This window comes from Microcoleus sp. N9_A2 (genome assembly GCF_036701775.1).
In the GTDB taxonomy this organism is placed as follows: Bacteria; Cyanobacteriota; Cyanobacteriia; order Cyanobacteriales; family Microcoleaceae; genus Microcoleus.
The window spans coordinates 149201-168814 of record NZ_JAUBRH010000006.1 but is presented as its reverse complement, the minus strand read 5'-3'; the positions used below and the strand labels follow the sequence as shown (position 1 = coordinate 168814).

Here is a 19614-nt window from a genome sequence, read left to right as displayed (position 1 = left end):
CGAACGGGCTATAACAGCAGTAAGTAAAGAAAAATTACTGCTGTTATACTGGATTGCCACCAAAAAAATCTAAACAAGAGAAGAATTAGCCACGAGGCTGAAGCGAGACAAATCAACAATATATCGTTGTTGAAAACATACAAACAAGGTGGAATTACCGAATTACTAACAGTAAAAAAAGCTCCCGGCACGACTCCACATATACCACCAGAAGTCAGAGAAAAATTAATCAAAAAACTGCCAGAATCAGAGGGAGACAAGTTATGGCAAATTACAGCTATGGCTAGAAAAAAAATGCGGGATTAAAGTGAGCTATAAAGTCGTACATAACCTAGTTAATTATAAATTAAAAGCTTACATCAAAGTCCCAATACCCCAAAGTAATAAAGTGAACGAAGTTGCACAGACAAACTTCAAAAAAAAACTGTGGGAGATTATCAAAGTAATGATTAAATATTTCGGAACCGGACAGCCTGTAAGGATATGCTGTCAGGACGAGAGTAGATTTGGATTGATTACTATGCAGGGCAAAATGATTACATTAAAGGGGGTAAAACCCGTCGACAAAAAGCAATGGAAGCGAGGCAATTTTTATGTTTATGGAGTCGTAGAGCCAGCAACCTCTGAACAATGTTATCAATAATTTGATTGCATCGATAGGAACTGTTTTCAAGAGTTTTTAAATGGATTTTTTCAAAAATAATCAGATTATTTCAATCTAATTATTATGGATGATGGTATTTTTTATAAAGCTCTCTTATTAGACTGGCACGACCATCTGATGCCAATATATTTGCCTGCCTATAGTCCTGAATTAAATCCGCTTTAAAGATTGTGGTTATCTGTAAAAAAAGAGTTCAAGTGGGAAAATTTTACCAACCTAGATCGACTAAAAGAACAGTTAGATATAATTATCAAATCTCTCACAAATGAAGAAGTTTTATCTCTCTGTGGTTGGGACTATATCCTGGAAGCTTTATTAAGTGCAACTTCATAATAAATTGGTATTAAATCAACGGGCTATCTTAGGTTTATAAGCTTTGCTGTAATTTCTGCTATGACTGCCTATCCGTGTCAGGCACAAACTACTGTAAAATCACAGACAAATGTAAATGCAACACAGGAGATTACAATTACCGAGTCACCAAATCTTGCTAACACTTCTGCCAGCCTTCTCTGGAAAAATCCTAACGTTTCTAAATCTTTTACCGTCTCAGGATTGAATAGCACATCTCCTAACTCTAGTCCTCCTATAACAACTTCTCAAAATCAATCTGCACGCACAAATCCATTAGGATGCAGATTTTTTGATATTCCTTCAATGCAGCAATAAATGTTCCTGCATCTTTTGATAAATAGAATATCATGGCTCAATAGAGAGCGCTCGTTTTTTAGCATCGCCCTCTATTTGCGCGATCGTACTTCCTAAGAAAATTATAAGCGGTTCTGCATTTAAATTGTCTGTCAAAAAAAAATCAAACTTTTGTGGGGTGTCCCGCCCGCCTCGAATATGCAATTTAAATGCGCGACAGCTTATGTAGCAAAAAGAATTGATGAAATTAACTCTAGTTTAAATATTATCGGGGAAAGTCTGAAAGTTGTTTGATATCCTTCAAAACTATTTGAGGCTTCCCTTTGTATTGTTCAACCTTCCCACTGACATACACATATCCCCGTCCCAGACCCGCATAACGCTTCTCGATTAGCCGCTTCAAGGGAGCTTTTTCATCAGTTTTAGCATCAGGTATCCACAAATCTAATCTGTGATACGATGAACCTGCATAAATTCGAGCATGACCGCCGATCCATTGATTAATTCCCGCCTGTAAATCGCAGAAAATAGTAATAGGCTTAGCTGTCTCAGAAGCTGCTAAGATTTTCGGGTAGTGCAACCTCACAGAAAGCGCTTCTGTAGTTGCTTCAGACAAGCGGAAATCTTCGACAATCGAGCCGCGCATCGACCACCAAGGCAGTAAAATAGTATAGTTTCGACAGGGGATTTTGGCATTGGTAATCGGATTCCAAATCATCAGGTTGTAAGCTTTGGCAGCCGATTCTGCTTCAGTCATTGGTCGGTGATACAATCGGGAGCGCCCGTATTTCACAAAGTAGGGACTCCAGCCTTGTTGAATCAGTTTGAGGTTGTAATTTTCTCCATCTTTATGTACGTAACAGAGCAGACGCCCGTAGTTGTCGCGGTATTTTTCCACCGCAATTTCTATTGGGTCATCTGTATCAAATTCTATGTCAACTCTAGCAAATCCGCCATCCGCTGTGGCGAAATATTTTTTAGCCATTTCTGAAGCTGCTTTCCCCGCCGCAGTTACAGGTTTGGAGCCTCCCGAATGACTTTCTTCTGTATCGACGCAAATCAGGCGCAGAGACTCGGTTTTGCCGTTGAGAGAAATTTTGATGCTGTCGCCGTCAACTACTTTAGTTATTTGCAGGTTCGGAATTCTGGTTGCCATATTTTGAACCCTGTTGCATTTGAGATTTCATGCAGGTATCGCTTGGATTATACACGAGTTCGTTATCACTAGCAACTGGAATTTTTGTTTTTTATATTAAAATTTCCAACAGTCGCGTATTTTATCAAATCTGGAAAAAAATCCCGAAAATCCGATTCTAAGCGCTGATAGTTAGCTGTCAAATCTTCTATGCCGCTTGCCAAGTTATTTGTCCGTTTGAGTCGCGCCGACATTCTTGTAAGAGTGATGCCGATTTCGGCAATTTCCTGATAAGATGAAAGCAAGTCGCGGGCAATTATTGTGGGCAGCACCCGCTGGAGAGAGTCAGGTAATATATCGCGGTTGTCTTGCAGGATTTTATAGACATCCTGAGAAAAATCCCGGAGCGGAATTTCTGAATATTCCAGCCAATTTTTAGCTAAGAAGTGGTCGTAAAACACGTCAATCAAAACTCCAGCAAACCTTCGTCTGTGGGAAGAAACAAGGCTTTTACTCGATCGCACTACTGCATGAGAATCCGTGTAGCTATCGACTTTTCGGTGCAAACTGATGCCCTTTCTAATTTCCTCGGAATAAAGATTGACTGCCGAACCTTTGACAAAATCGCCTAGAAGATTGCCAATCAGCGATTCTGGCGTGCCTTCTGATAAGAATAGATGAGCTAAATAATTCATTGCTACAGTAAAAAAATTTAAGATAGCATAGGGAGAAAGAGTAATGGCTGTTCTCGAATGTGTAAAACCGGGTGCTAAACTCGGTCAAATTATTCTTGCCGTCGATCTTACTGTTGCCGGTGCTGTCGATCGCATTTTAGCAAAAATTCAAGACTTGGGATATAACCCAGAAATTCGTCATGTCAACTATCCGTCTGGAGTTCACGTCTTGGCAATTCTCAAAGACGAACAGCACAAGCAAGCAGTCGATGATGACTACTTGCTGGAGGATTGGCTACAGGTAATGTCTGAAATTAACCCCGATGCGGTTCATCTGTGGCGCGGTAAATAAGCTGTTTTTGGTATATCCGTGAATCTTGGATAACAAAAGAGCGATCGTCTAAATGTAGTGTGCAGGCGATAGCAGCACCCACGCTCGAATATTGCGATCGATCGATTGATGCTCGATCGTTTCACAATAGATGCTTATATCTGTGTAAACCAATTAGCATCCACTTCCACAGACTCAATCATTTTTATCTTGACACCAAGCCCCAACTCTTTTAGTCGTTGAACTAACTGCTCACCATCAATCAAATCTATTGGGGGTGCGCCATCTCGTGTTGCTTCTTTGACAGCATCTCTGGTAAATGTCCCAGTTGTAATGAATAAACCTTTGTCGGTTCGTCCCTGCATTGCCCCACGGAAGTCTCTAATTTGACTTGCCGTAACAGAACCCTGATAGCGCTTGCACTGAAACAGAACATGAAAGCTCAAGAAACCACTAATACGGGCAATACCTACACCATCAATTCCACCATCGGCGGACTTACCTGTAACCTCTACTTGTATAAAGCCTGATTCACGTAGTAGACGCTGTGCCAAACGCTCAAATGCAGAAGGTTCTAGTGATAGCAGTATTTGATGAAGTTGTTGATGCCATGCAGCTTCTTCTAAAGTTTCAACTGCTCCAACATTTTTGTTTAAATTATCTGGCTGCCTCACATTTTTCTTGTCAGTATCTCGAACAACCTTAACAATTTCTTTTGCATCCAGAATATCAAAATCTATAGATGTTGAAACTAAAGACCACACGCCACGTGCCGAATTTTGTAACAGCCCGTATTTCTTCAAGTAAGTACGACTCCAACCAAGTCGATACTCAACCGCACTCTGGGATTTGTTGCCATGTGGGAGATCCAGCACCTCGTCAGGTAAGTTTAGAATCTGCGCTACTCGGTCATAAATCTCTGCCGTAGTTCCAGAGCCACCAAGCATTTGTAGAGCCTGAATTGTGGGCAAGAGCATTGAGTCAAATGTAGGGATTGAATGGGTAGATATGTTCATCTAAAAACTGTTGATATAATTTGCAAAACACTGCTTTTTTAATAATAAACTGAGCGGATCAAAATACTGACGGCTTCTTGGCTGCTACCGTCATACATAATTTGCTAAATTGCGATCGGCTACATCTCTCGACGGAACGCTCTAATAGCTTCCCCTGCATCAGTTTCGGCCATCAAAATACAGCGTTTCATCAAATCGAGATCGAGGTTGTTGAGTCCGGGTAGCTGACTGCGATCGCTCTTTTCATAGCTACCGTCATGGAGATGATATATCTTCAGTAATCCATCTTCCCAAAACCAAACCTCTGAAACACCCAAAGCTTTATAGCGCTCTAACTTACTGATTCCTCCACTGGTAAAGACAACTTCGATCGACAAATCAGGAATCGGTTTTACACTCTCAATGCAGTAGGATTCGTCTGCTTGCACAGAGACAACTCCCGATCTTTCCTGCGTCATTGCCCCTGTAGGCTTGAAGAAAATTCCCTGTTCGACGAGAAAAGTAGTCACTAAGTAACCGATAACATGAGCAAAAGTTTCGTGGTCTTCTCCAGGCATCAGAATCTCGATCGTCCCATCATAGTAAAATAGTCGCACTCTAGGGGAGCCTTCAAAGCCTTTTTGGATAAATTTAAACCGTTCCCACATTCCATGATGAACAATTCGCTGATCTGTGGTTTTGCTAAGTAGTGGAGGCATCGCGCTCAGATCCAGTCCAGAAGTTATCTTGATTGTAGCTCATATTTAACAATTAAACCGCAGATGAACGCAGATCAAATTATATCAGCGTTCATCTGTGTTAATCTGCCTAAATCTGCGGTTGCAAAAACTGCCTAGGAACCGCCGCGCAACTTATCCAAAACAGTCCGATCTTCCAAAGTAGAAGTATCCCCAGAAACCTCTTCTCCCGCGGCTAAAGAACGCAGCAACCGGCGCATGATTTTGCCGCTGCGCGTTTTCGGCAAAGCATCGGTAAATCGAATTTCTCCCGGACGGGCGATCGCCCCAATTTCTTTAACAACGTGCTGCTTCAATTCCTTAACTAATTCATCGCTAGGTTGCTGTGAGTTGTCCAGCGTGACAAAAGCCACAATTTCCTCACCTTTAATCTCATCCGGTTTACCAACAACCGCAGCTTCCGCCACCGCTGGATGCGATACCAAAGCTGATTCAACTTCCATCGTGCCGAGTCGGTGTCCGGCGACATTAATTACATCGTCAACGCGGCCCATTACCCAGAAATAACCGTCTTTGTCCTTGTGCGCGCCGTCTCCTGCAAAGTACACGAATTCGCCATCTTTCGGGTGCAAATATTCCCAATAAGTGCGGCGGAAGCGATCGGGATCGTTGTAAAGTGTCCGCATCATTCCCGGCCAAGGATGTTTTACCACTAAATAACCGCCGCTTTCGTTAGTTACTGGTTCGCCATCTTGGTCAACGATATCGGCCACAATTCCGGGGAACGGTAGGGTTGCAGAACCGGGTTTTGTAGGAATTGCACCGGGCAAAGCGGTAATCATAATTCCGCCGGTTTCTGTTTGCCACCAAGTATCGACGATCGGACAATTTGAGTTACCAATTACGCGCTGATACCACATCCAAGCTTCTGGATTTATCGGTTCGCCTACTGTTCCTAACAATCGTAAAGATGACAAATTGCGCGCGTTGGGCAAGTGTTCGCCCATTTTCATGAATGTTCTGATCGCAGTGGGTGCAGTGTAGAAAACGGTGACGCCGTATTTTTCGATCACATCCCAAAAACAGCCTGGGTTGGATGCGCGGGGCGCACCTTCGTACATGATTGTGGTAGCGCCGTTGGAAAGCGGGCCGTAGACTATGTAACTGTGGCCTGTAATCCAGCCTACGTCGGCGGTGCACCAGTAGACATCGGTATCTTGGAGGTCGAAGATCCACTTGGTTGTCATGTGGGTGTAAAGGTTGTAGCCACCTGTGGTGTGGACGACTCCTTTGGGTTTGCCGGTACTTCCCGAAGTGTAGAGTACGAACAGCATATCTTCGCTGTCCATCGGTTCGGCGGGGCAGTCGGCGGAGGCGTCTTTTTGCAAGTCGTGCCACCAATGATCGCGCCCTGGTTCCATGTCAATTTGCTGTTTGGTGCGCTGAACTACCAGAACGTTGGTAACGCTGGGTACGGCATCATTTGCTAATGCTTGATCGACTTGTGTTTTGAGGCCGACGGCGGTATCTTTGCGGAAGCCACCGTCAGCGGTGATGACGAGTTTTGCTTCGCCGTCGTTGAGCCGATCGCGCAAAGCTTCTGCACTAAAACCGCCAAAAACAACGCTGTGTACTGCACCGATTCTGGCACAGGCTAGCATGGCGATCGCAGCTTCGGGAATCATGGGCATATAAATGCCGACGCGATCGCCCTTTTGGACTCCCAATTCTTTGATGACGTTCGCCATTTGGCAGACTTCTCGGTGGAGTTGCGCGTAGGTGAGGGTACGGGAGTCTCCGGGTTCGCCTTCCCAAATTAGGGCGGCTTTATTTTTGCGCCAAGTGGTTAAATGGCGATCGAGACAATTGTAAGAAATGTTAATTTTGCCATTGACAAACCATTTAGCAAAAGGCGGCTGCCAGTCGAGCACGGTATCCCAGTTTTGGAACCAGTGCAATTCTTGGGTAGCGAGTTCGGCCCAGAAGGCTTGGGGGTCAGCTTTGGCTTTGTCGTAGAGGGCTTGGTACTCTTCTAGGCTTTTGATGTGAGCTTTTTGAGAGAATTCAGCGGGTGGCTGAAATAGGCGTTTTTCATGAAGAATTGATTCGATGGTATCTTGTGACATTGCTTTTAACTTTAACTTCGGTTAGTCTTTTTAACTATTCTTTGCATAAGTTGGGGCAAAAGTATGTTTATTTTCCTTAAGACTTTGGGGAATTTTGTAAATATTGGGACTGTATTAGAAATTATGGTAGCGGTAAATGCTCAATTTTATCTTGGTACTCATCATCAAACGATCCTTCACAAATCAAAATCAGTTCGTCAATATTTTGACCAATACTCAGCTTGGAATTTAGGATGAATATTCCTGGGATATGGCGATTTTGCTTTAGATGATCTGTTAAATGCACGGGCATAGAGCGGCGGTTGTTGGTAACAAGAATGAAATTGTGGATTTCGCACCAAATAAGAATTTCTGGATCGAGAGTGCCTTTGGAAGGTGCTGTTAGTTCTCCCACTGCTAGAACAACCATATCGGGATTGCGTCTGCGAATTTGATTGACATACGCAGGATCGACATTTTCATCAAAGAGATACTGGATTGCCATCAGCCTTTCTCCTTGCATCTCTTTCTGCTCTCAGTTTGCGGATTTTTTCATATACTGGACGAGGATTACGAGTTTGTTCTTCTCGCATTTTTTCGCCCCATTCCAGCCATTCGGTTATGTATTTACCGACTGCTTCTTTGTTGTGCAGGTAGTACAAAATGGTCGCATAAACTTGTTCTAGGGTGAGCGATGTATAAATGTTGGCGATTTCTTCGGGAGTTCGAGCGCGAAACAGGTATTCATAGAGAATGGTTTCGATGCCAATGCGGGAACCTTTGAGCCGAATATCATCGGGTCTGAGGAAGTTGAAATAGTCTTCAAGTTGCATTGCTTGGTGGTTCGGATAAGGATTGATAATATTATAATACCCGAACCGAAGATGGTTTGAACTGTTTTTTTTAAAGTTAATAAAAATAAATCAAACGGGCTTCACTCCTATGCTAACGGCTTTATAATATAGATAGTTTACTGGACGAGCCGATCGCACTAAAGCCATGACGCAAAATTTTGACAGATATTGACAAGTGCTGCAAATTAGAGGATGATTGACTGCTATTAATACAAACAACCACAAAAAAATTAATTATGCTGAGATATTTTAAAGGAAAGTTTTTATTCAAATCCGAAGCTTTGCTAGAAGAATTTACTTGGTTGCATCTAAAACCCTTGCTCAACTTAGAACCTATCAAAAGACAGCTCTCGATCAATAAGGGAAACCGCTCGGATATTTTAGGTGTAACAAATTTAGGTCAATTAGCTCTTGTTGAATTAAAGAAAGGAGGCGGCAAAGACAGTATCGACCAATTGATACGATATAGAAATAGCCTAATGAGCGAACGCCCTCAAAGTTCGGAATTTTCAAGTGTAGATTTTAATCAGGGCTTTCTGCTTGTGGCTGTGGCTTCCCACTTCTCTCTTACTGCTATCGATTATGCTAAAAGTAAGCTGCCAGGAGTTTTGCTGTTAACTTATGAAATCACTAAAGATTCAAGAGAAGACTATTATTTAACTTTCAATCAACTAAATACGAAAAAAATCTCACGAGTTAAAATTGATATCTTAGAGGATTCATTATTTGATTCACTTCCGTCGTTTATCCAAGGCTATTTATTAGGTAATGGCGAGAAGCGAAAACCTATTTTAAACATCATCCAAAAGATTCTAGGTTACAGTTCAACTATGAGTTTTAATATCCTAAGTGGCTACTATGCAAGTGGCCTGATAAAATCTCTAGAATTTGCCAAATATAACCAACAAGGTAAAATACTTGGCAACAAAATATGCGCTGCTTTGTTATACTCTCCGTCGGAAAATTTTCCTAAAGGAAAGCTGTCTCTGCAAGTGTACTTACCAACGGTTGATTTCAATCCACGCAAGCCGATCGCCAAACGTTGGACGAACGGAGTAGCGGGGATATTCGTAGAAACTGATGATTTTATCCATGCCCATGAAGTCTGGGATCTAAATACAAAATTATGTACACCAAATTCAGACTGGAGATTAGAATATCCTCTCAATACTCCTGAGATTAATGAGAGATTTTCCTGTTTTGAAGACTACTATATCAATTATCGCAAATATATGAAATCTCGCAAAAAATTAAGGCCTGTTACCCGTGCAGATTTTGCGACTGTAGAAGGAATGGTGCAAATGGCTTTATAGGATTGGTCTGTCAGATAGTCGAGTTTATTGGTAATTCGTAATTCGTAATTGGGTGCTGATTGGGGAGTACCTCACGAGCAAAGCCTCTATAATATAGTTTACTGGATAAGCCGATCGCACTAAAGCCATGACCCAAAATTTAGAAGCAAGCCAACTTTCGCTAAATGACGTTCGCCACCTTCTCAAACTGGAAGAGCGAGAAGGAGACGCCTTCACCGATTTTTTCTCTTTGGAACCGCTGTCAGAATTAGAACAGCAGGAAATATTAAAAATTAGAACTGACTTTCGACGCTACTTATCCGCAGGAAAAGTTTCAGAAGAACTCGTTAAATTTTTAGTGCTTTCACCGTTAATGAGATTAGCAGGATTTTTTGATATTCCGATCGTGCTGACAATGGAAGGTAGCATCCCGATCGAGGTTGAGGATGGGGATACTTTAATTAAAGGGCGCTTGGATATTTTAGCGGTAAATCAGCCGGATGCGGAACTCGCGGCGGCACAGTTTTGGATTTTGGTAGTCGAGGCGAAAAATAGTGCGATCGATCCTTGGGCCGGTTTGCCGCAATTGCTGACTTATGCTTATAAAAGTTTGCAGCAGCAATCGTCTGTTTGGGGATTGACGACGAATGGACGTAACTATCAGTTTGTGTATCTGACGCGGGGCAATCCTTGCACTTATCAGATTTTACCAGACTTGAGTTTGACTGACCCAGAGCGATCGCTCTTGTTGGCGCAAGTGTTGAAAGCGATTTGCAAGTTGCAGAATGTGCAGTTGCAGTTGGCTTAATCTCTGCGGTTATCCGTACTGCCTAGACAGACATTCTGTACCCGTTTAGTCATAATCGCCCTCTACCGTCGATCCCAACTGTTGTTAAATTCTGTTGGAAACTGCTGGGAAATTTAGAAATTAATATTTGTTAAAAAACGGCAAGAGCGAGTGACAAAATACAAATTGTTCTATACAATAATAAACGGTTAAACCCTGCAAATGAAGGTAAAAAAGTGTCTGAACTTAGACAAAATTTAATTACCAGAGATTGGGTAATCATCGCCACCGAACGGGCGACAAGACCAGATCAATTCGCTAACAAAAAAAAGTGGACAGCAGCAGTGCCACCGCACCGTGCCGATTGCCCGTTTTGTGTGGGAAATGAGGAAGACGGAACCTTAGAAACTTGCCGTTTGGGCGATCGCACCGGCTGGAAAGTCAGGGCAATTCACAACAAATATCCCGCCCTATCCCCGACAGCAGAATGGATGAGGATATCATCGGGAATTCACCGCACGATGGCGGGAATTGGAGTTCACGAAGTAATTGTCGAACACCCGCGACACGATTTAACGACAGCTTTGTTGAGCGTTGAAGAAGTTGCAAACATACTTTTAGTATACCGCCAGCGCTATGTAGAAATTAGAAAAAATCCCCACATTGAAACAATTATTATCTTCAAAAATCACGGGGAAAGTGCCGGAACTTCACTAGAACACCCCCACTCGCAGATAGCAGCCACGCCCGTTGTGCCCAGCCAATTTCGTAGCCGCATCGACGAAGCTATTAGATATTTTGATGACACGGGAGAATGTCTGTTTTGCCGCACTTTGGAAGATGAATTAGCGGCGGAGGAAAGAGTGATTTGTGAGAGTGAACATTTTGTGGCTTTTATCCCTTACGCTGCACTTTCACCGTTTCATACTTGGATTTTTCCGCGCCGGCATTCCTCTTCGTTTGATGAAATTACTGATGCGGAAATTACGGATCTTGCTGATACTTTGAAAACTGTACTGGCTAAGTTTTATTACGGATTGAACAATCCCGATTACAACTATAATATTCGATCGGTGCCGATCGCCCAACGGGCAACAAAATACTTTCACTGGTATATCGCAATTATTCCCAGAGTCACCAAGCAAGCTGGGTTTGAATTGGGCAGCGGGATGTTTATCAATACTGCTTTGCCGGAAGAAAGTGCAGCGTTTTTGCGATCTCTCGAAATTCCTAGCGACAGTAATTTCCCCCCCATCTAAAGTATCCTACATCACAATAGTCAAATTTACTTCAAATTGGGGTGGAAATGCACGCAGCCACTCTGAGTTGCGAGTCTGTGTTGGGGGAGGAAACTGATATTATTTGAGATTTGATATTAAAGAGGTGGGATTAACGAATGATCTAATGGTTTAGATCACCGGCCTAAAGTTAGATTCTTTTTTTAAACTGGTATAACTTACGCTCTCAAGTTATGAACGTACAAATACTTATGGATTTTACCAAACTCACAATAAATTTTCGACATACTGCCAGCCGTCGTCGCTAAAAGTAGCTCTCAACATATCTCTAATTTTGGCATCTATCGATAATAGCCCCTCGCCCGACTCACCATTCTCGCCGATTTCGCAACTGTCTTCAGACATATGTTCTTGGATGTGGGCCAGAGTATCGGCGAAATTAGCCAGAAAATAATGTTCGTGCACCCACGCTGTTGGATCTGGTATTGCTGCACTCCCAAAAGCTCGATCGACTAAATCTTTTTTTGCAACATCGTCAGTCTGGTTTTTCATGTTGAGTTCGATTTAGGTAGATTTCTTAACTTATCTCATTTTAAGCTTAATTGTCAACAGGAGCGCGATCCGGATCGACCACAGCAGTGACAAATTTGTGTAGTTTGTGCGATCGCGATCCTAATTTTTTTGTCGATCGCGTGTTACCATACTACCTCAAACTCGGTGACCAATAATTTTCACCTCCGGCAAAATACACTTGGGCATCATTCCGTGAACTCCTTTTTGGGGATTGTTGACAGCCTGCGTAATCCGAAAATTTACCGCGATGGAACACAAAACATAAGCATCTTCCTCTTTGAAACCTGCCAACTTTTGCAGCCAATAAACCGTCTGTTTTACCGCCATCTCAAACGCTTCATCTAATGTTCTACCGAATCCCATAATCACAATATGAGTGGGCGTTTCTGCAAACGGAAATGTCAGAATAAAATCCTTGCGTAAGATGATTTGAATAGTCCCGTTCATCGAAGTTTCTATAGCAGTACCGTCAACTTCACCGTCTCCTTGTGCCGAATGTCCGTCGCCGATGGACAGTAAACCGCCGCGCATAAAAACAGGTAAAAATAACCGCGTTCCTGCTTGGAGTTCCTGATTGTCCATATTGCCGCCGTAGCGCTCTGGAGGAATAGAAGAACGGTTAATTTCAGCATTGGCGACGCCGATAATTCCAAAAAAAGGATGCAGGGGAATCCCCAGGCGGCTACCTGCGGGAAAGTCCGCAGTTTTTTGCTCTAAATCTAGCGGAATAAACCGCAATTTAGGTTCGGAAAAATAGTCAGGTAATGCTCCCCATCCGGCGCGAATTGCATTAAATCCGACTGGTAAACTTGGGTAAACATCCTCAATGTGAATTTCTAAAACGTCTCCCGGTTCGGCATTGTTAACATAAATCGGGCCTGTCAGCAAGTGCGGCCCTGGGCCAACTTTGCGGTTGGGAGGCAAATTCTGACAAATATCTAAAAATTCCGGGGTGAGAAATTCCGGCGGCGCTTTGTCAGCAACATAATATCCTGAATAGGTTTCGATGTCGATGCGATCGCCCGAATCCACCCTTAAAGCAGGTTCGATATTCGGAGAGAAACCGCCCAAGTGTACGGTTTTGCAGTTAGCCTTGAGAAGGTGGCGAGTCATGGGATTTTAGATTTTAGATTTTAGATTTTAGATGGAAGGAAGGGTGTTAAGAATGTTATATCGCAAGTCTCAAGCATTTTTGAGAAAGATTTTTTTTAATGAACCGCAGAGGGCGCAGAGGGCGCTGAGAAAGAGAATTCAGAGATAAGAAAAGGTCAAAAAATGATTGAGGTTTATTATATCTGAGATAGTCTACTAATTTTTTAACTTTTTGATAACTTTGGTAGTTAAAAATTCAAAGTCTAGCATCTCAAATCGATCGCTGTTTTTTCTTCAGACTAATGATTGTTTCGTAATTCAGTTGGCGGGGGCGACTTTATCTGTATTTGGCTTGGCAGTTCTATTTTGCTGGTAAAACCTGGCCCTACATACTAATGACTTCTTCCTTCTATTGACACAAATGGGCATTGCCGTGTCCCTACAGATATCGGATTAAACTGAGATGTTGCACTATTCTCAATTACCTGTTTAGCAACGGGCAAGATGCCCGTTCCACAAAACTAAATTTTATTGTGGAACAGGCCGGAAAGCCTGTTCTTAACAATGGTGCAAGATGTAAGATTAAACCTTTTCTTTCGCAGGCGGAACCAAACCAGTTTTATTCAAACCGGCATCAATCTGCCTGAGCAATTTAAAATCGTCTTCGGGTAAGGAATTAACAGGTGAGTGTTTTTCCAGAAACGAGAATGCTTGCCGAAATTCACGGGGCCGGGAGTCGATCGCACTATCGAAGTGACAAGGTACAATCCTTTGAAAGTCCCAACTCGCCACTTTATCCACCCAATCGAGAGTTTCCCTGGGCGCGCGGTTGAGAATCAATGTCTGCAAAATCGGCGCGACAAACAACCGCCCTCCTCCCCGCAAAGCCTCAAACGATCGCACCCAATCTGTTTTCCACTTGAACGGATACAACCCGAAATAAGCTTTCCTAGAGCGTTCTGGCGCTTTGAGTGCGCTGGCTAACACCCCCGACCACGGCGGCACTTCCAGCACGCTAGGGCTAAAATACATGGCAAATAAGGCGATTCTTTGCCACCCTTTGCGCCGATTTTCGTGGGTGTCTGCCACCGTGTCCGAGGCGCTTTCTTTGGCGTGAAATAGCAGCGGGTAGGAGTCGAGTTGGACGATCGCGGGCGGGTTTTCGGGAATGGAAACCACGCAATCTGTTAACATCAGTGTGCGCGATCGCCTGTGAAATAAGGCAACTTCGGCAAATTTGCCCAAACCAAGGTCGATCGGGCCGAGAATTGCCCAGTCAAATTCATCTGCTAAAGGCGTGTTGCTGCTGTCAAAGGGCAAAACAGACGTGCGTTTGGCGGGCAAACCCAGCCAACTCAGCGGCAAATTCAGCGGAAAACTCCACTGCTGTGGCGCGACAAACACCTGCGCTTCGGGAAAACTCCTCGCAAAGGGGCCGACAAAAACTTTGTGTTCGATGCCCGAAACCGTTGTCAGCAAAATATACTTAACTTCGCCGTGCTCTGCGACTAACTCGTTTACCAAGCGGATGCACTCAGGAGTCGGTGCAACGGGGGCGTAGACGAGAAGGCCTTCGGGTTCTAGTTTAATTACTGTCATCCGAATCGGCACGACTACGTAGAAAATGCCTTGTAGCTGGTCAAAAGTCCAGATTGTGTCCTTGACTATTTCTTTGCGGATGGTGTGCCGCTTGCTGTAGGGATAGAGGGGGACAACTGGCCAAAAAGCCCATGAATAGTCCCGATTGTCAATCTGTGCTGATGTTGGTGTGCCTTCGCCCTCTGCCACTGCGCGACTCCTTGCCGATTTTTTTGTACGTGCGTGCGATCGAACTGTTTTTATCTTATTTCACTCCTGTTGCGTGGATTCGAGGAGTTGAAAAGGGGTTATGGGCGATCGGGCTTTTGGAATACTCAAGCAAGAATTATGGATGGGGGCTAGAAACCCGGTTTCTACGAGTTTTGGGACGAGTCACGAGAAATAGAAGGAAGAAACCGGCTTTCACCAGGCCTGGGTGCGAGAACTATTAGACCTCTTGCAAAAATAACTAGGACGGGCTCTTCGGCCCATCCCACAAGAGTTATTTTTTCTTGTGGGATGGGCCGAAGAGCCCGTCCAATAAATTTATGAAAAGGACTTTTGCAAGAGGTCTATAGCAATCCGATCTGAGTCTCACAACACAACGCCATCTTTTCTTCCTAGACTTCTTGTATAGCAAGAGTTTCAGATTTTCCATATCTAGAAAATCACTTAGGATTGCTATATTAAACCAACTGTTCAGGATCGATGCCTAACTCCCGCAACCGCGCCGCTAGTCTTTCCTCTCGCTGTTGAGATTCTGTCAGTTGCTGTTGAGATTCTGTCAGTTGCTGTTGAGCTTCAATTACTTGCTGTTGATATTCTATCAGTTGCCGTTCCGCCGCCGTTGCCCTTTCACCCGGACTCAAAATCAATCCTCCTTGGGCCGTAAACCACCGCAGCCACAAACGATTCATACTCTTATAAGTGCCTTGCCACCAACCTAAACTCAACTGCAACTCAGGAATAAATAACCGCCCATAAATTAATTCTGCAGGTTCATAGTGGCCTCCTACAAAATGAAAAGCTCGCAATTCATCCGTGTAGCGACTGAACACAAAATAGTAAGGAATCCGCAAAATTTGTTCATAAACTTGCCACTTAGTCGGCGGTTCCCCAGCTTGCTGAACAGTCCGCCCTAAATCTTCATCTTCAGTTCCCGGCGATAGCAATTCCACCACCACAAACGGATTTACCCGTTCTTGCCAAACTACATAATTCAAACGCATATCGCGCCCTTGATAAAGCCTTGGCACACCCACCGCAGCAAACCAATCCGGGCGTTTATGCCAGCGCGGTTGTGTTGCATCGTAATACAAATTTAGGTCGCTGGCTGTAAAGACTTGTTCCGCATCCCATCCCGGCGGCAAAAACGTGAATTCCAAAAGTTGCGGCTGATCTAAATGAAATGTATCTAGCAAACCGGGTTCCTTTGGGTCTTCGCTAGGTAAATCATACATTGTTGGCAAACTCTGCTGGGGGTCTAGAGGCGGTTCAGCTTGAGCAGGCGGGTAAGTCGGGAATGTCATAATGAATTCTGAGGTTGCTTATCCTGATATGATTATAGCCTTGTGAGAATGTCTGGCATTGCTCAGTAGGTGGTTACAAATAAACATGAGGGAGGGAGCAGGTTTTGCACTTTTTCACTCGCTTGTACCAGAGGTTGTTAGCTAAACCCGCCCCTACAAGATACTATGTTTTTTGGTACTTACCTACTTAAATAATTCCCGTCAACTCAATCTCAAATCTCAAATCAAAACTCCTAAATCGATATGACTCAAAACTACCGCATCACTCTTTTACCAGGAGACGGCATCGGCCCTGAAATTATCGCTGTAGCGGTAGATGTCCTGAAACTTGTCGGTCAACAATTGGACATCGGCTTTGAATTTCAAGAAGCTTTAATGGGCGGCGCGGCTATTGACGCAACAGGCAATCCGCTACCCGAAGAAACACTGGAAAAATGCCGCAACTGCGATGCAGTATTGTTAGCAGCTATTGGCGGTTACAAGTGGGATAATTTGCCCCGCGAACAGCGCCCGGAAACGGGATTATTAGGACTGCGCGCCGGATTGGGATTGTTTGCAAATTTGCGTCCTGCGACTATTTTACCGCAATTGGTTGATGCTTCTAGTTTGAAACGGGAAGTTGTCGAAGGCGTGGATATTATGGTCATCCGCGAACTCACAGGCGGCATTTATTTTGGCAAACCCAAAGGCATTTTTGAGACGGAAACAGGCGAAAAACGCGGCGTCAATACAATGGCTTACACCGAGTCGGAAATTGACAGAATCGGGCGAGTCGCTTTTGAGACGGCCTCTAAGCGGGGCAAAAGGCTGTGTTCCGTTGATAAAGCGAATGTTTTGGACGTTTCGCAACTGTGGCGCGATCGTATTATTGCCCTTTCTTCAGAATACCCTGATGTCGAACTTTCTCACCTCTACGTTGACAACGCCGCCATGCAGTTAATTCGCTGGCCGAAACAGTTCGATACAATTGTCACCGGCAATTTATTCGGCGACATTCTTTCGGATGCGGCGGCGATGTTAACTGGTAGTATTGGAATGCTGCCTTCTGCTAGTTTGGGAGCAACCGGGCCGGGAGTTTTTGAACCCGTGCACGGTTCCGCACCCGACATCGCCGGACAAGATAAAGCAAATCCCATTGCCCAAGTTTTAAGCGCGGCAATGATGTTACGTTACGCCTTAAATCAGCCGGAAGCTGCTAATAAAATCGAGCAAGCAGTTGTCGAAGTTTTGGATCGAGGTTATCGCACTGGTGATATCATGTCGGAAGGCATGAAACTCGTTGGCTGTCGGGCGATGGGCGATGCTTTAATTGAATTTTTGCAAGGTTGATCTATTTATTTTGTAGATACTTTCTTGACCTGTCAAGGGGTAGCGTTCAAATAATTTGGCTCGAAAGGCTTTTGGGATTTTAAAATCCCAAAAGCCAAATGCAGCAACTTCCGATATCATTGCATCAGGTGGTTGTCCATACATCATAACTGCGGGTCTTGTACCATGAAGTAGTTCGTAGAAATTAACACATTTCTCTCTATGTAAAATCTCTATGTAAAATCTCTATTTAAAAACATCTTTCGTCTTTGGTAGCACCAAAGTGGCGGTTAAATAAACTGCTGCGTGGATGCCTAAAATTCGCCAATAATTCAAAGCTAAGGATCGTGAATTAAATAATTTGCATAAGCCTGTGGGATGGGCGTCTCGCCCGTCCCTTATAGACGGGCGAGACGCCCATCCCACAAGAAAATAGCATTGCAGGTTATTTAATTCTGATTCCTAAGTTTTGCCAAGTCGGTTCGTAGACTGAACTCTTCTCGAATAGCTGCGGTAAGATTGTACGATCGGGCAATCTTACCGCACTTCCCTCAACCGTTCACATAATAATCCCGCGTTCCCTTCGCATTCATCGCTTCTCCGAGTCGATTTAACCCGTACACATAAGCAGCAGTTCTCATGGAAACTGACAATTCCTGAGATTTTTTCCAAATTGCCTCAGTTTCTTCGACCATTTTATGCTTCAACCGCTGGTTGACTTCCTCCAGCGTCCAATAAAGTCCGCTGCGATTTTGCACCCACTCAAAATAACTAACCGTTACGCCTCCGGCATTGACTAAAATATCAGGGATTACCTGAATTCCCCTCGCTTCTAAAATCAAATCAGCAGCCGAATCAATCGGCCCGTTAGCTACTTCAAAAATAAACTTAGCCTTAACATCATTAACATTCGCTTCAGTGATTTGATTCTCCAAAGCTGCTGGAACTAGCACGTCTACATCTAATTCTAAAAGCTGTTCATTTGTCAATATTTCGTGTTCGATAATATTGCAAACCGAACCTTCGCAGTAGAGAGCTTTGATACCTTTGTTAGAGTTTTTAAAGCCTCGAATACTGGGGATATCCAGCCCTTGTTTAGCATAAATTCCCCCTTGGGAATCGCTGACCGCAACAACTTTGTAACCTGCTTTCCAGAGCAGTTCTGCTATTTCTGCACCGGCATTACCAAAACCTTGTACTGCTACAGTTGTATCTTGAGGATTTAGCTCAAATTTGGGTAAAATAGTTTGTACTACAAAAAAAGCACCCATTGCTGTTGCCGTATCTCTACCCAAACTGCCACCAATTGTCACTGGTTTTCCAGTCACAACCGCTGGAGAAAGCTGCCGCTTAATAATATTGTATTGATCCATCATCCAACCCATAATCATGGGGTTGGTGTAGACATCCGGCGCAGGAATATCGACATCGGGGCCGATGAAATCTGCGATCGCATCAACATAGCCCCGGCTCAACCGTTCCAATTCCAGTTTGGACAATTCCTTGGGATTGAGAGTAATTCCGCCCTTGGCTCCTCCAAAGGGCAAGTTCAAAACTGCACATTTAAAAGTCATCCAAAATGCTAAGGATTGCACTTCATCAAGGGATACTCCCGGATGATAGCGCACTCCTCCTTTAGACGGGCCTCTGGTATTGTCGTAGCGCACCCGATAACCTTGGAAAATTCGCAGGGAACCGTCGTCCATCCGCACAGGAATCGATACTATTAAACTGGATTTGGGATATTTTAGCCGTTCGATCGTATCCTCGGAAAGGGACACATATTTTAAGGCTCGTTCTAATCGGCGACTGGCATCGGCAAATAATGAATCAGACATAAGAAGTTAGTTGACTGTTGACTGTTAACTGTTGACTGTTGTCAGAGAGAAGAAGGCTTCGAGTGCTTAAGCTAATTTAATCACAATCCAGGTTGAATTCTGTCAACTGTCAGCGGTCAACTGTCCACAAACTACCTTGTGTCGATCGACAATATCGCACTCCCAAGCAGAGATTAAGCAAATACACTTAAAATAGAGGGATATATTTAAGCTCAAGGAGTAATTTGAGTTCGTGAGCTCAAATCACAGCCAGCCATCAGGGGAATTAAATTCTG

19 protein-coding genes are annotated in these 19614 nt (G+C 43.8%); 7 read left to right on the top strand and 12 right to left on the bottom strand.

Translation table 11 applies throughout. The features are described 5' to 3' along the window. Positions 1–129: 129 nt before the first annotated feature. Positions 130–306, top strand: coding sequence for a hypothetical protein (locus QUA44_RS05710; RefSeq protein WP_333309558.1), 177 nt, complete (start codon positions 130–132; stop codon positions 304–306). A gap of 751 nt (positions 307–1057) precedes the next feature. Beyond that, complete coding sequence (locus tag QUA44_RS05705; protein ID WP_333309555.1) at positions 1058–1333, top strand: hypothetical protein; 276 nt, start codon at positions 1058–1060, stop codon at positions 1331–1333. Between the two features lie 244 nt (positions 1334–1577). Here QUA44_RS05705 and QUA44_RS05700 read toward each other — a convergent pair whose 3' ends face one another. Continuing rightward, positions 1578–2468 (bottom strand): thermonuclease family protein, encoded by an 891-nt coding sequence (locus QUA44_RS05700; RefSeq protein ID WP_333252022.1) that lies wholly within the window; start codon positions 2466–2468, stop codon positions 1578–1580. A gap of 68 nt (positions 2469–2536) precedes the next feature. After that, positions 2537–3142, bottom strand: a complete 606-nt coding sequence (locus QUA44_RS05695; RefSeq protein ID WP_333252021.1) for an ACP phosphodiesterase — start codon at positions 3140–3142, stop codon at positions 2537–2539. Between the two features lie 43 nt (positions 3143–3185). Here QUA44_RS05695 and QUA44_RS05690 point away from each other — a divergent pair, with 43 nt between their 5' ends. Further along, on the top strand, positions 3186–3473 hold the full coding sequence (locus tag QUA44_RS05690) for a hypothetical protein (protein WP_333252020.1): 288 nt from the start codon (positions 3186–3188) through the stop codon (positions 3471–3473). 134 nt (positions 3474–3607) lie between these two features. Here the strand turns inward: QUA44_RS05690 and QUA44_RS05685 are convergent, their stop codons facing one another. The 5 genes from QUA44_RS05685 to QUA44_RS05665 form a co-directional block, all read right to left on the bottom strand. Then, complete coding sequence (locus QUA44_RS05685) at positions 3608–4468, bottom strand: restriction endonuclease (RefSeq protein ID WP_333252019.1); 861 nt, start codon at positions 4466–4468, stop codon at positions 3608–3610. Positions 4469–4587: 119 nt separating this feature from the next. Further along, positions 4588–5166, bottom strand: coding sequence for a Uma2 family endonuclease (locus QUA44_RS05680; protein ID WP_333252018.1), 579 nt, complete (start codon positions 5164–5166; stop codon positions 4588–4590). 134 nt (positions 5167–5300) lie between these two features. Further along, a complete protein-coding gene (gene acs / locus QUA44_RS05675; protein WP_333252017.1) occupies positions 5301–7271 on the bottom strand; it encodes an acetate--CoA ligase in 1971 nt (656 codons plus the stop codon). 121 nt (positions 7272–7392) lie between these two features. Continuing rightward, entirely contained in the window at positions 7393–7755 is a 363-nt protein-coding gene (locus QUA44_RS05670; RefSeq protein ID WP_333252016.1) for a DUF5615 family PIN-like protein, read from the bottom strand. Further along, the gene (locus QUA44_RS05665) at positions 7733–8083 is read right to left on the bottom strand and encodes a DUF433 domain-containing protein (protein ID WP_333252015.1); all 351 of its coding nucleotides are present in this window, start codon (positions 8081–8083) and stop codon (positions 7733–7735) included. Before QUA44_RS05665 ends, QUA44_RS05670 begins: the two co-directional genes overlap by 23 nt. 257 nt (positions 8084–8340) lie before the next feature. On the opposite strand from QUA44_RS05665, the gene QUA44_RS05660 reads away from it, so the two are divergent. The 3 genes from QUA44_RS05660 (at position 8341) to galT (ending at position 11442) form a co-directional block, all read left to right on the top strand. Continuing rightward, positions 8341–9417 carry a hypothetical protein gene (locus tag QUA44_RS05660; protein WP_333252014.1) on the top strand — a complete coding sequence of 359 codons (1077 nt, stop codon included), beginning with the start codon at positions 8341–8343 and terminating at the stop codon, positions 9415–9417. 127 nt (positions 9418–9544) lie between these two features. Next, positions 9545–10204 carry a restriction endonuclease subunit R gene (locus tag QUA44_RS05655; RefSeq protein WP_333252013.1) on the top strand — a complete coding sequence of 220 codons (660 nt, stop codon included), beginning with the start codon at positions 9545–9547 and terminating at the stop codon, positions 10202–10204. 215 nt (positions 10205–10419) lie between these two features. Further along, entirely contained in the window at positions 10420–11442 is a 1023-nt protein-coding gene (gene galT, locus QUA44_RS05650; RefSeq protein WP_333252012.1) for a galactose-1-phosphate uridylyltransferase, read from the top strand. A gap of 246 nt (positions 11443–11688) precedes the next feature. On the opposite strand, the gene QUA44_RS05645 is transcribed toward galT, so the two are convergent. The 4 genes from QUA44_RS05645 to QUA44_RS05630 form a co-directional block, all read right to left on the bottom strand. Then, complete coding sequence (locus QUA44_RS05645) at positions 11689–11973, bottom strand: hypothetical protein (protein WP_333252011.1); 285 nt, start codon at positions 11971–11973, stop codon at positions 11689–11691. A 156-nt stretch (positions 11974–12129) separates the two neighbouring features. Further along, positions 12130–13107, bottom strand: coding sequence for an acetamidase/formamidase family protein (locus QUA44_RS05640; RefSeq protein ID WP_333252010.1), 978 nt, complete (start codon positions 13105–13107; stop codon positions 12130–12132). A gap of 561 nt (positions 13108–13668) precedes the next feature. Next, positions 13669–14874, bottom strand: coding sequence for a DUF4336 domain-containing protein (locus tag QUA44_RS05635; RefSeq protein ID WP_333252009.1), 1206 nt, complete (start codon positions 14872–14874; stop codon positions 13669–13671). A 476-nt stretch (positions 14875–15350) separates the two neighbouring features. Next, entirely contained in the window at positions 15351–16193 is an 843-nt protein-coding gene (locus QUA44_RS05630; RefSeq protein WP_333252008.1) for a Uma2 family endonuclease, read from the bottom strand. A gap of 243 nt (positions 16194–16436) precedes the next feature. Here QUA44_RS05630 and leuB point away from each other — a divergent pair, with 243 nt between their 5' ends. After that, positions 16437–17522 carry a 3-isopropylmalate dehydrogenase gene (gene leuB, locus QUA44_RS05625; RefSeq protein ID WP_333252007.1) on the top strand — a complete coding sequence of 362 codons (1086 nt, stop codon included), beginning with the start codon at positions 16437–16439 and terminating at the stop codon, positions 17520–17522. 530 nt (positions 17523–18052) lie between these two features. Here the strand turns inward: leuB and QUA44_RS05620 are convergent. Continuing rightward, positions 18053–19339: a Glu/Leu/Phe/Val dehydrogenase gene (locus QUA44_RS05620; RefSeq protein WP_333252006.1), complete on the bottom strand. Its 1287-nt coding sequence runs from the start codon at positions 19337–19339 to the stop codon at positions 18053–18055. Between the last annotated feature and the right edge of the window lie 275 nt (positions 19340–19614).